The 11,934-nt window shown below is 67.1% G+C and carries 13 protein-coding genes; 7 read left to right on the forward strand and 6 right to left on the reverse strand.

Annotated features, from left to right (window positions below):
- Positions 1 to 26: 26 nt before the first annotated feature.
- Positions 27 to 1,241 carry a polyhydroxyalkanoate depolymerase gene (locus ACN5W5_RS01970; RefSeq protein ID WP_420046919.1) on the reverse strand — a complete coding sequence of 405 codons (1,215 nt, stop codon included), beginning with the start codon at positions 1,239 to 1,241 and terminating at the stop codon, positions 27 to 29.
- Between the two features lie 134 nt (positions 1,242 to 1,375).
- Between ACN5W5_RS01970 and ACN5W5_RS01975 the strand changes: the two genes are divergently transcribed.
- Positions 1,376 to 2,032, forward strand: a complete 657-nt coding sequence (locus tag ACN5W5_RS01975; RefSeq protein ID WP_420046920.1) for a glutathione S-transferase — start codon at positions 1,376 to 1,378, stop codon at positions 2,030 to 2,032.
- Positions 2,033 to 2,159: 127 nt separating this feature from the next.
- Here ACN5W5_RS01975 and ACN5W5_RS01980 read toward each other — a convergent pair whose 3' ends face one another.
- On the reverse strand, positions 2,160 to 2,588 hold the full coding sequence (locus tag ACN5W5_RS01980) for a cupin domain-containing protein (RefSeq protein ID WP_420046921.1): 429 nt from the start codon (positions 2,586 to 2,588) through the stop codon (positions 2,160 to 2,162).
- Positions 2,589 to 2,773: 185 nt separating this feature from the next.
- Between ACN5W5_RS01980 and aroC the strand changes: the two genes are divergently transcribed.
- Together aroC and ACN5W5_RS01990 are read left to right on the forward strand one after the other, a co-directional pair.
- Positions 2,774 to 3,874 (forward strand): chorismate synthase, encoded by a 1,101-nt coding sequence (gene aroC / locus ACN5W5_RS01985; RefSeq protein ID WP_420046922.1) that lies wholly within the window; start codon positions 2,774 to 2,776, stop codon positions 3,872 to 3,874.
- Positions 3,867 to 5,036, forward strand: coding sequence for an MFS transporter (locus ACN5W5_RS01990; RefSeq protein ID WP_420046923.1), 1,170 nt, complete (start codon positions 3,867 to 3,869; stop codon positions 5,034 to 5,036). Before aroC ends, ACN5W5_RS01990 begins: the two co-directional genes overlap by 8 nt.
- 7 nt (positions 5,037 to 5,043) lie before the next feature.
- Here ACN5W5_RS01990 and ACN5W5_RS01995 read toward each other — a convergent pair whose 3' ends face one another.
- A complete protein-coding gene (locus ACN5W5_RS01995) occupies positions 5,044 to 5,829 on the reverse strand; it encodes an IclR family transcriptional regulator domain-containing protein (RefSeq protein WP_420046924.1) in 786 nt (261 codons plus the stop codon).
- A gap of 208 nt (positions 5,830 to 6,037) precedes the next feature.
- Between ACN5W5_RS01995 and ACN5W5_RS02000 the strand changes: the two genes are divergently transcribed.
- The 3 genes from ACN5W5_RS02000 (at position 6,038) to ACN5W5_RS02010 (ending at position 8,622) form a co-directional block, all read left to right on the forward strand.
- A complete protein-coding gene (locus ACN5W5_RS02000) occupies positions 6,038 to 6,961 on the forward strand; it encodes a VOC family protein (RefSeq protein WP_420046925.1) in 924 nt (307 codons plus the stop codon).
- Between the two features lie 4 nt (positions 6,962 to 6,965).
- Positions 6,966 to 7,880, forward strand: coding sequence for a sugar phosphate isomerase/epimerase family protein (locus tag ACN5W5_RS02005; RefSeq protein ID WP_420046926.1), 915 nt, complete (start codon positions 6,966 to 6,968; stop codon positions 7,878 to 7,880).
- A 61-nt stretch (positions 7,881 to 7,941) separates the two neighbouring features.
- Positions 7,942 to 8,622, forward strand: coding sequence for a hypothetical protein (locus tag ACN5W5_RS02010; RefSeq protein WP_420046927.1), 681 nt, complete (start codon positions 7,942 to 7,944; stop codon positions 8,620 to 8,622).
- 73 nt (positions 8,623 to 8,695) lie between these two features.
- Here the strand turns inward: ACN5W5_RS02010 and ACN5W5_RS02015 are convergent, their stop codons facing one another.
- The 3 genes from ACN5W5_RS02015 to ACN5W5_RS02025 form a co-directional block, all read right to left on the reverse strand.
- Positions 8,696 to 9,259: a hypothetical protein gene (locus ACN5W5_RS02015; RefSeq protein WP_420046928.1), complete on the reverse strand. Its 564-nt coding sequence runs from the start codon at positions 9,257 to 9,259 to the stop codon at positions 8,696 to 8,698.
- A 72-nt stretch (positions 9,260 to 9,331) separates the two neighbouring features.
- Entirely contained in the window at positions 9,332 to 10,216 is an 885-nt protein-coding gene (locus tag ACN5W5_RS02020; RefSeq protein WP_420046929.1) for a pirin family protein, read from the reverse strand.
- Positions 10,217 to 10,254: 38 nt separating this feature from the next.
- Positions 10,255 to 10,854: an FMN-dependent NADH-azoreductase gene (locus ACN5W5_RS02025; protein WP_420046930.1), complete on the reverse strand. Its 600-nt coding sequence runs from the start codon at positions 10,852 to 10,854 to the stop codon at positions 10,255 to 10,257.
- Positions 10,855 to 10,948: 94 nt separating this feature from the next.
- Between ACN5W5_RS02025 and ACN5W5_RS02030 the strand changes: the two genes are divergently transcribed.
- The gene (locus tag ACN5W5_RS02030) at positions 10,949 to 11,884 is read left to right on the forward strand and encodes a LysR family transcriptional regulator (RefSeq protein WP_420046931.1); all 936 of its coding nucleotides are present in this window, start codon (positions 10,949 to 10,951) and stop codon (positions 11,882 to 11,884) included.
- Positions 11,885 to 11,934: the final 50 nt, after the last annotated feature.

The raw sequence follows: 11,934 nt of genomic DNA on the forward strand, positions 1-11,934 counted from the left end.
CCTTCAACCCAGAACACCGCGGGGGGTTACATGGTGCTGTGAATCATGTCGCGCACGCGCGGATAGATCTGCTGGTTCCACCGGCGGCCGCTGAAGACACCGTAGTGGCCCACGCCGGTCTGGATGTGGTGGGTCTTCAGGTAGGGCCGCACGTTCGGGCAGAGGTCCTGCGCGGCCACCGTCTGGCCCACGGCGCAGATGTCGTCGCGTTCGCCTTCGACCGTCATCAGCGCCGTGCGGCGGATCGCGGCCGGGTTCACGGTGCGACCCTGGTAGGTCAGCACACCGCGCGGCAGGTCGTAGGTCTGGAACACCTTTTCCACCGTCTCCAGATAGAACTCGGCCGGCAGGTCGTTCACCGCGAGGTATTCCTCGTAGAACTCCTGAATCACCTGGGCTTCTTCAACGCGGCCTTCCTGCAAATGGTCGTAGATGTTGCGGAACGACTGCTTGTGGCGCTCCGGGTTCATGCTGATGAAGGCCGAGAGCTGCACGAAGCCGGGGTACACGCGGCGCATGAAGCCGGCGTGCGGCAGCGGCACGTGGCTGATCAGGTTCTTCTCGAACCAGGCGATCGGTTGGCTGGTGGCGAGTTTGTTGACCTCGGTCGGGTTGATCCGGCAGTCCACCGGACCGGCCATCAGCGTCAGGCTGCGAGGCTGGGCCGGGTTGTCGTCTTCGGCCATGATGGCCGTGGCGGCGAGTGCGGCCACGCAGGGCTGGCACACGGCGATCATGTGGCTGCCTTCGCCCACCGCCTCGGTGAAGCGGATCAGGTAGCTGATGTAGTCGTCCAGACTAAAACCGCCGTGCAGCAGCGAGACGTCGCGCGCGTTGTGCCAGTCGGTGATGTAGACGTCGTGGTCCTGCAGCAGGGTGCGCGCGGTTTCGCGCAGCAGCGTGGCGAAGTGGCCCGAGAGCGGTGCGGCCAGCAGGACTTTGGGTTGTTCCGGCAGGCTCGGGTCGTCCTTGCGAAAGCGCAGCAGGGTGCCGAAGGGCAGGGAGAGCACGGTCTCCTCAACCACCGGGATCTCGCGCTCACCGACCGTCACCGAATGGATGTTGTACGGCGGGCGCGAATGCGTGAGCCGCAGGCGCGACAGCACATCGCAGGCGGCGGCCACCTTGCGTACCACCGTGCGCTCGGTCTTTTGGATCCAGAGCGATGCGCTCAGATGCTGGGCAGCCAGACGCAGCGGCGACACCAGGTCGGACTGGAGTTGGTAGGCCTGATACAGCATGAGGTTCTTTCCTGTTGGATGGGCTGTGTGCAGGCAAGGAACGGGCCAGAACCGCTGCACCCTGCTGGTGCGCCCGCGATGCACAAAGGTGGCACAGGGATTGCTGCATCCGTGGCACTCACGAGGAGCATTCCATGGCCAAAGCGGTTCTCACGATCAGCAGCAAGAATTACGGCGCCTGGGCCTTGCGCGGCTGGCTGATGGCGAAGCTGGCCAAGCTGGAGTTCACCGAGCACATCATCTCGCCCGACGATCCGGCCATGAAGGCCGAGATGCTGCTGCTCTCGGCCTCGATGCGCGTGCCCTCGCTGGACCACGACGGCGTGCATGTTTGGGACACGCTCGCCATTGGCGAATACCTCAACGAGATCAAGCCCAAGGCCGGGCTGCTGCCGGCCGACCGCGCGGCCCGCGCGCACTGCCGCGCGATCTGCGGCGAGATGCATTCGGGCTTCAGCGCCATGCGCTCCTCGCTGCCCATGAACATCAAGGCGCACTTCCCGGGCTTCAAGCTCTGGTCGCGCGCGCAGACCGACATCGACCGCATCGAGATCATCTGGCAGGAATGCCTGGAAAAGTACGGTGGCCCGTTCCTGTTTGGCGCCAAACCCTGCATCGCCGATGCGATGTTCGCGCCGGTGGTCACGCGCTTCATCACCTACGACGTGCCGCTCGACCTGGCCTGCGTGGCGTATTGCGACACCATCATGGATCTGCCCGCCATGAAGGAATGGGTGGCCGCCGCAGAAGCCGAGCCCGACGAGATCGACGAGCTCGACGCGGAGTTTTGACCCACCCCCGCGACGCACCTAAGGGCGCGTCACCCCCTCAAGGGGGCAACGCTGGCGGCCCGGCGAAGCCGGTTCCGCGGCGTTCTTGGTGAAGGCATTCCGCGCCGGAAATTCCTCGCTCATCGCTTCACGGCTCGGTCCATGGCGTCGGGGCCGGGATCTCGCACACCGGGTCGACCGGCACCGACTTGAAATCCGCCGGAGAGACGATCTCCAGGTACTCCATGTCGGGGGAGTAGTCGAACAGGTAGTGGCGGATGCCCGGGCGCTGGTGCACCACGTCGCCGGCTTCCACCAGGGTCACCTGGTCTTCGTACATGAACTTGGCCCAGCCCTTGGTCATGATCACGATCTGGAAATCGGCTTCGTGGATGTGCCACCCGGTGCCGCCGTCGGGTGGCAGGTTGGCCTTCACCAGATGCGCGATCACCTTGCCGTGCGTGGCGGCGGCAATGCCCAGGTCGCGGTAGAGGAAAAAGTCGCGCAGGCCGCCGCGAATGAACTCGGTTTCACCGGGTTTGACGTGGGAGAACAGGGTGGTGGTTCGGTCCAGCATGGGGCGCTCCGGTTGGTGGAATGCAAGCGGATTGTTGCAATGCAGCACAAAGCATGAAGTGTTCCATTGGCCTGTGGGCTTCTGTGGGTACCGGTGTGCACCGAAAGCCGCTGGCGGGCGCACCAAGCTGGACGCCGCGGCACCGTCCCGGCACCCGCGCGGCCCTCTGGGATAATCTGTCCACTATGAGCGGCAACACCTTCGGCACCCTGTTTTGCGTCACCAACTTCGGTGAATCCCACGGCCCGGCCATCGGCTGCGTGATCGACGGTTGCCCGCCCGGCATGGCCTTGTCCGAGGCCGACATCCAGACCGATCTGGACCGCCGCCGCCCCGGTACATCGAAGTTCGTCACCCAGCGCAACGAGCCCGACGCGGTGGAAATCCTGAGTGGCGTGTACGAGGGTCAGACCACCGGCACGCCGATCGCCCTGCTGATCCGCAACACCGACCAGCGCAGCAAGGACTACGGCAACATCCTGCAGACCTTCCGTCCCGGCCATGCCGACTACACCTACTGGCAGAAATTCGGCATCCGCGACCCGCGCGGCGGCGGCCGCAGCTCGGCCCGCCTGACCGCGCCCACGGTGGCCGCCGGTGCGGTGGCCAAGAAGTGGCTGAAAGAAAAATACGGCACCACCTTCCACGCCTGCATGACGCAGGTGGGCGACGTGGTCGTGCCTTTCGAGAGCTGGGACCATGTGCCCAACAACCCCTTCTTCGCGCCGGTGGCCGACGTGTCGGCCATCGAAACCTTCATGAACGCGCTGCGCAAGAGCGGCGATTCCTGCGGTGCGCGCCTGCGCGTGGTTGCACAGAACATGCCGGTCGGCCTGGGCCAGCCGCTCTACGACAAGCTCGACGCCGACATCGCCTACGCCATGATGGGCCTGAACGCCGTCAAAGGCGTGGAGATCGGCGCCGGTTTCGCCAGCGTGACCGACCGGGGCAGCACGCACGGCGACTCGCTCACGCCAGGCGGTTTTGTGGGCAACAAGGCCGGTGGCACGCTCGGCGGCATCAGCACCGGGCAGGACCTGGACGTGTCCATCGCCATCAAGCCCACCAGCTCCATCCTGGTCCCGCGCGACAGCATCGACGTCGCCGGCGCACCCACCGAAGTGATCACCAAGGGCCGCCACGACCCTTGCGTCGGCATCCGTGCGGCGCCCATCATGGAGGCGCTGCTCGCCCTGGTGGTGATGGACCACGCGCTGCGGCACCGCGCGCAGTGTGGCGATGTGAAGGTCGAGACACCGGACATCGCAGCCGCATCCCGTGCCTGAGCAGCGCAAGCAGCTGCTTCCGTTCGCGGCGTTGTCCGCGAGCTACTTCGCGCACATCGGGTTCTTCAACCCCTACCTGCCGCTCTGGCTGAAGGAACTGGGCTTCGGGCTCATCGCCATCAGCGTGCTGACCTCGGTGCAGTCGGCCACGCGCCTGTTTGCGCCCTACGCCTGGGGCACGCTGAGCGATCGCACGGGTGAGCGCGTGAAATTGCTGCGCTATGGGGCCACGGTGGCGCTGCTGCTGTCCATCGGGCTGTGGTTCCCGCTCGGCGGCGTGGCGCTGTTCATCGTGCTGCTGCTCATGTTCACGCACACCAGCGCCATGATGCCCATGAGCGAGGCCGCGCTGGCGCACCTGGTGAGCCAGGGCGGGGCGTTTGACGCCAGGCGCTACGGCCGCGTGCGGCTCTGGGGCTCGCTCGGTTTTCTGCTCACGGTGGTGGTGGCGGGCTGGTGGTTCGAGCGTTTCGGCATGGGCCACTTCCCGGCCTGGACCCTGGGCACGCTGGCCGCGGTGACCGCGAGTGTCTGGCTGCTGCCCGACTTCAAGGAGGCCGCGCACCACGAAGACGATCACCCCGACATGTGGCCCGTGCTGCGCCAGCCGCCGGTGCGCTGGTTCTTCGCTGCGGTGTTCTTCCACGTGCTCGCGCACATCTTCATCTACGTCTTCTTCTCGCTCTACCTCGATTCACTGGGCTACAGCAAGACCGTGATCGGCCTCTTGTGGGCGGTGTCGGTGGTGATCGAGATCGGCTGGTTCTTCACCCAGGGGCGCTGGTTGCCGTTGCTCTCGCTCACCGGCTGGCTGGCGCTGGCCGCGGGCCTGATGGCCCTGCGCATGGGGCTCACGGCCGGCCTGCCGCTGGTCTGGCCGCTGCTGTTGCTGGCGCAGGCGTTGCACGCCATCACCTTCGCCGCGCACCACACGGTGTGCATCGCACTGCTCTCGCACCATTTTCCGGGCCGCCTGCGTGGGCGCGGCCAGGCGCTCTACACCGTGATCGGCTACGGTCTGCCCGGCATCATGGGTGGGCTGGGTGGCGGGCTGCTGAGCTCGGCCTTCGGCCTGGCCAGCGTGTTCTGGCTCTCGGCCGCCTGCGCACTGGTGGCCACGGGTTGCGCGCTGCGGCTGCGGGCGCTGGAGCAACGGGTCTAGGTCGGGCCTAAATCAGCGGGCGCATCACCCGCGCCGCGTCCTGCAGCACCGGCAGCACACGCTTCACGGCGTCTTCGGCCACCTCCTGGTTGATCGGCATGGTGATGCTGATGGCGCCGTGCACATCGTTGTTGCGGTCCAGCAGGGGCACGGCGATGCCGCGGTAGTTCAGCTCCATCTGCTGCTCCGACAGCGCCCAGCCCTGGCGCCGCACCCGCGCCAGTTCGCTGCGCAGCTGTTCGGGGCTGGAGATGGTGTAGGGCGTGTAGGTGCGCAGCGTGTGCTGTGCGATCCAGGCGTCGGACGCGGTTTCCCCCATGGCCGCAAGGATGGCCGAGCCCGCGGCCGTCACCTGCGCCTGCACGCGCGAACCCAGCATGTAGCCGGTGTTCATGTGGCGGTGGGCGCCACTGCGGGCGATGTACACGGTGTCGCCTCCGTCGAGCACGCCGAGGTAGGCCACCTCTTGCGTGCCACCGGCGATGCGCTGCAGAAAGGGCTGCACCAGCCTCGGCAGCCGCGCCGATTCCAGGTAGGCGTGGCCCAGGCGCAGGATGCGCGGCGTGAGCCAGAACAGCTTGCCGTCGCTGCCCACATAACCCAGGTGGGCCAGCGTCAGCAGGTAGCGGCGAGCGGCGGTGCGCGTGAGGCCGCAGCGCGCGCCGGCCTGGCTGGCGGTCAGGCGCGGGTGCTGGTCGTCGAAGGCCTCGATCACCGCCAGGCCCTTTTCCAGGCCGGCGATCCAGTCGCGTTTTTCGAGGACGGGGGTGTGGCCGGCAAGGGGTTCGTTCACGGTGGGGTGGGTGTTTGAGAGATTCAGGGGAAACCCTTGCATCGTTCGGTCATCGCATGGGTATGTTCGATTATCGAACCATCGTGCCGCCGGGAACCAAGGAAATTCCCCAGCCTGCCCCTACAGTGGCCGGGTGCAGAATGGGTCGTTTTGCGTGTGCACGGCCCGTGTCCCATCGCCAGCGCCTTTCTCATCCGGAGACTTTTTCATGAGTGATCTGCTGCTCAACACACCCGACGGCCGCGAGCCGCTCCAGGCTTCGTTCAGCGACGCCGCCAACCCGCTGGGCCTGGACGGTATCGAATTCATCGAATACGCCACCACCAAGCCGCAGGCGCTGGGCCAGGTGCTGGAGATGATGGGTTTTCGCCCCGTGGCGCGCCACCGCTCGCGCGAGGTGCTGCTGTACCGCCAGGGCGAACTCAACATCGTTGTGAACGCCCACCCCTCCGACGCCCTGGGCGCCAGCCACGGCAGCGATGCGCCCTCGATTTCGGCCATGGCACTGCGCGTGCGCGACGCCCGGGCCGCCTACCACTACGTGCTCGAACGCGGTGCCTGGGCGGTGCAGACCCATGCCGAGGTGATGGAACTCAACATCCCCGCCATCCATGGCGCGGGCGGCAGCCGCATCTATTTCGTGGACCGCTACAAGGAGTTCTCGATCTACGACGTGGACTTCGTGCCGATCCCCACCGTGGACCAGCGTCCGCCCGCCACCGCCGGCATCCACTTCTTCGGCATCGTGCAGTACATCGGCCCCGAACGCAGCAACGACTGGATCGCGTTCTACAACGAACTTTTCGGCGCCGAACTCATCCCCGACGAACAGCGCTTCGGCATCATGCCCAAGGGCACGCTGCTGCGCACCGCCGCCATGGACCCGGGCAAACGCTTCATGCTGCAGCTGGTCGAGCCCGAGCTCAACGTGCACGACGCGGACGAAAAGCTCCAGCGCATCGGCCTGGGCGTGCCCGACGTGCTCGCCGCCGTCAAGGCGCTGCGCGCGCTCGGCGTGGAGTTCGTCGAGACCCCGGCGGCGCACACCGAGCCGCGTGGCGCCATCACCAAGACCTACCTCGGTTCGGTGGTGTTCGAGCTGGTGCACAGCGACCTGCCTGTGGGGGCCTGAAGCCATGAAGCCCACCCAAGCCGCCATCGTCGAGGCCATCCAGGGCTTCGGCATGGACACCATCACCCTGGCCGGCCCGCTGGAGGCCAAGCTCGCCGCCATGAAGGCCGCGGGCTTCTCGCAGGTCATGCTCAAGGCCAACGACATCAACGGCCACCCCGGCGGCATCGAGGCCGCGGTGGCGGCCGTCAAGGCCAGCGGCCTGCGTGGCACGGGCTTCCAGGTGCTGCGCGACTTCGAGGGCCTCAGCGGCCACCTGCACCACTACAAGGTCGACATCGCCAAGGCCATGCTGGAGATGTGCGCCGCGCTCGACTGCAAGGTGCTGCTCGCGTGTTCGTCCACCTCGACCCACGCCAGCGGCGACCTCGACCACCTCGCGCGCGACCTGCGCAAGCTCGCCATGCTGGCATTGCCGCTGGGTATCAAGATCGCATACGAAGGGCTCTCGTGGGGTCGCACGGTCAACGAGTTCACCACCGCCTGGGACGTGGTCTGCCGCGCCGACTGCCCCAACCTGGGCCTGGGACTGGACTCGTTCCACATCTTCGCCGCCAAGACCTCCCTGGAAGAGATCGACTACCTCGATCCGAGCAAGATCTTCCTGGTGCAGCTGGCCGACTTCATGTGGCAGGAGACCAAGACCTTCGAAGAGCGCATGAGCACCGCGCGCACCTTCCGCGTGTTTCCCGGTGAAGGCGTGCACAGCGAACAGCTCGTGGACCTCGTGCTCAAGCTCGACCGCCTGGGCTACGCGGGCGACTACAGCTTCGAGGTCTTCAACGACGACTACCAGCAGATGCCCCTGCCCATGGTGGCCGAACGCGGTCGCCGCTCGGCCCTCTGGCTGGCCGAAGACGTGCTGCGCCGCTCGGTGCCGCTGCCGAACCAGATGCGGCTGAAATCGCTGATGAACTGAGTGCAGAAGGGGCTTGTGTCCCCGCTGCGTTCAATGAACAACAACCCGATCAGGAGACGACATGCCCACACGCGGACAGGCCCAGCTGGCCATCTGGAGCGACATCGAGCCGGACCTGGAAACCGACTACCTGCACTGGCTCACGCGCGAACATGTGCTGGAGCGCGTGGGCGTGGACGGTTTTCTCTCGGGTCGCGTGTTCCGCAGCGAGGTCGCCGGCAAACGGCGCTTCTTCATCACCTACGAGTTGCAGGAAGCGGCCGCGCTGGCCGGGCCTTCGTATCTGGCGCGCCTCAACGCGCCCACCCCCTGGTCGCAGCGTGTCATGCCCATCCTGCAGAACTTCGCACGCGGCGGCGGGCCGGTGGTGGCGCGCGCGGGCCTGGGTTGCGGTGCGGTGGCGCTGCCGCTGCGCCTGGATCTGGAAACCGCCGGCTTGTTGGACGAGGGCGCGCAAAGGGCGCTGGTGGAGCGGATCGCCGCGCTGGACGCGGTGGCGCAGGTCTGGCTGATGCGGGTGGACGCTGCGGCCACCGGTGTGCCCACGCGTGAAAAGTCGATGCGCCGCAGCGTGGAAGGGGCGTTCGACGGCGTGCTGGTGATCGAGGCCCTGCACGAAGCCGCGGCCCGGGCGGCGGTGGACGGGCTGCTGCTGGCGGAGCTGGCGTCGGCAGACCTGCCAGACCGGCAGGTGTTCGCGGCCTGCTTCCAGCTGGACCGGCGTCTGGCGGGACTTTCCTGAGGCCGCGGGCAAGGCCAGCGGAAGGGCCGGGCCCGACGGTTCGCCGCAGCACGACCGGGTCAGAGGCGGGTGTTCAAGGGACGTTCTGGCAACCGCCCTTGAGCAGGTAGTCGGGAGAGCGAGGGCTGAACACGCTGGCCGGATGGTCCGTCATGTTCTCTATTTCGCGCCGGAGCGCGTCCATTTCCCGGGCCGTCATCCAAGCCTGGGGTTTGTGGATGGCTTCCATCGATGGGTAGTGGGGTTTGGCGGCATCGCCCAGCAACGCCAGCAGGGAGGTGGAGCCATTGCTCAACTGGGCGGCACGTAGGCTGTGGTCGGTGCTCGCGTAGCGGTGCCAGAGGCCCATTTCGACCAGGGTCGGGGTGTCTTCGGCCCGCACGGGCAAGCGGCAGAACACGCGCGCTGCGGTTTTGAAGGTGACCTGGAAAGACGGCAGACCGGGCATCGCGTGGCCCGTGCCGGCCCACTGCATCTCCTTTTCCAGCGCCTTGCAGATCACCTGCGCACGCTCGCTCTTTTCGCTGGCGCATTTCAGATCCCGCTGCCAGAGCGATCCCGCCGCGTGCGCACCGCCGTTGGCCAGGGCCAGGGTCAGCAGGCACAGGGTGGCCAGAGATGTCGGGGCCGCGCGCATGCCCGGCATTGTCGCCTTCCCGGATGGCGTCCCGTCCCTGGGTGGACCTTCCGGACAGGTCTTTTGCGGCGTTCAGACCTGCGCTTCTTCGCCCAGCCGCCCTTCGCGGAAATCGTTCAAGGCCTGGTAGATCTCATCTTTCGTATTCATCACGAACGGGCCGTACTGCGCGATCGGTTCTTTCAGCGGGCGCCCGGCGATCAGCAGGGCTTTCGCGTCGCTGCCCGCCTCGATCACCACGCCGTCGGCGCCGGCTTCGTTGGCGAGCAGGGCCATGCGCTGCACCGGCACGTTCTGGCCACCGATCTTGACCTCGCCGCGGTACACGTAGACGAAGGCGTTGTGGTCGGCGTGCAGGGCCTGCGCGAACGACGCGCCACTGGGCAGGTGCAGGTCGAGGTACACCGGCGCGGTGGCGTCGCGGGTCACGGCACCGCCCACGCCATGGCTTTCACCCGCGATCACGGTCACAGCCACACCCTCGGGCGTGGTGAACTGGGGCAGCTCGGCGTTCTTGAAATCGCGGTACCAGGGCGGGTTCATCTTGTCGCGCCCGGGCAGGTTCAGCCAGAGCTGGAAGCCTTCCATCACGCCTTCTTCCTGCTGCGGAATCTCGGAGTGGATCACGCCCTTGCCGGCCGTCATCCACTGCACGCCGCCGTTCTCCAGCAGACCCTCGTGGCCCGCGCTGTCGCGGTGCAGCATGCGGCCGGCGATCATGTAGGTGATGGTCTCGAAGCCGCGGTGCGGGTGGTCGGGGAAGCCGGCGATGTAGTCGTCGGGGTTGTCGCTGCCGAAGGCATCGAGCATCAGGAACGGGTCCAGCCGGCGCTGCAGGTCCTGCGTGAGCACGCGGGTGAGCTTCACCCCCGCGCCGTCGGACGTGGGCTGCCCCGCGATCAGCCGCTCCACGCGGCGTGCTTGCTGGACGCTGGGGGTGGTGAGGGTCATGGTCATGGCAGTCTCCTTGTGAAACGGGGCGGGGGTGAATTGTCTCAAGCCAATGCGGCTTCGATGTCCTGTTCGGCTTGTGCAAAGCCTTTGGCAGCAGCTTCCGGGCCCATGGCCAGGCCTTCGGCGTAGATGAAGCGCACGTCGGTCAGGCCCAGGAAGCCCAGCACGGCCTTCAGGTAAGGCACCTGCGAGTCGTTCGGCGTGTCGCGGTACAGACCGCCGCGCGCCAGGGCGACATACACGGTCTTGCCCTTGAGCAGGCCTTCGGGGCCGCTCGCGGTGTAGCGGAAGGTGGTGCCGGCGCGGGCGATGGCGTCGATCCAGGCCTTGAACTGTACCGGCACGCCGAAGTTGTACATGGGCACGCCCAGCACGATGGTGTCGTGGGCCTGGATTTCGGCGATCAGCGCGTCGTCCAGCGCCACGCGGGCGGCCTGCTCGGGGCTGCGCTGGTCGACCGGGGTGAACAGGGCGCCGAGGGCGGCTTCGTCCAGCACCGGGTGCGGGGTCACGGCCAGGTCGCGCAGGGTGAACGTGGCGGTCGGGTTCACGGCCTTCAGGCGCTCCACCACGCTGTTGGCGACCTTGGTGGAGTTGGCGCCTTCGCGGCGGGCACTGGCGTTGATCTGCAGGATGTTCATGGTGGTTTCCTTGAAAACGGTGGTTCGATGGATGTAATTTAATTCGCATCAATCACCTTGAAAATCCCTTGAAATGGATATGATTGTTGCCGTGATGGAACAATCAATCGAAGCGCAAAGCATCGATCCCAACGACCTGCTGATCTTTGCCCGCGTGGCCGAGCTGGGCAGCTTCAGCCGCGCGGCCGAGCGCATGGGCCTGCCCAAATCCACCGTCTCGCGCCGGCTGGCCGCGCTGGAGCAGCGCATGGGCGAGCGCCTGCTGCTGCGCACCACGCGGCGCCAGACCCTCACCGAATTCGGCCTGCAGCTGCTGGAACACGCGCGCCAGGTGGTGGCCGAGGTGGAGGCCGTGAGCCTGCTGCGCGAGCAGCGCCAGGCCGCGCCGAGCGGGCGGTTGCGCGTGTCCATGCCGAGCGATGTTGCCATCCTGCTGCTGGCCGACAGCCTGGCCGCGTTCATGGCGCTGCACCCCGCCATCTCGCTGGAACTCGACCTTTCGCCCCGGCGGGTGGACCTGCTGGGCGAGGGCTTTGACGTGGTCGTGCGCATGGGTGACCTGGCCGACGATGCGCTGCTGGTGGCCAGCAAGCTGGCGGTGTTCACCCAGGGCCTGTATGCCTCGCCGGACTACCTGGCCGAACACGGCGACCCGCACAGCCCGGATGACCTGGCCCGCCACACCGCCGTGCGCCTGATGCGCGGCAACGGCGAGGCCGCAGTCTGGACGCTGCTGCAGGGCGAGCAGCGCTGGGACGGCGTGCCCGTGGGCCGCATGAGCGCGAACTCGCCCGAGATGCTGATGCGCCTGGCCCGGGCCGGCGCCGGCATCGCGGCCCTGCCCGACGCCTTTGCGCAGGCCGGTGCGCGCGAGGGGGCCTTGCGGCGTGTGTTGCCGGCCTGGTGCCTGCCCAGCAACACCGCCTGGGCGGTGTACCCGGGGCGCAAGCTCATGCCGGCCAAGACGCGTGCGTTTGTCGACATGCTGCAGGTGGCGCTGCGCGGTTGCAGCGAGCAGCCGGTGGTGTGAGCGCCTGCGTTGTGCCTGACCGCGTCCACTAAACTCATGCACCCCGGTCA

This window comes from Hydrogenophaga sp. ZJX-1 (assembly GCF_048590325.1).
In the GTDB taxonomy this organism is placed as follows: domain Bacteria; phylum Pseudomonadota; class Gammaproteobacteria; order Burkholderiales; family Burkholderiaceae_C; genus Hydrogenophaga.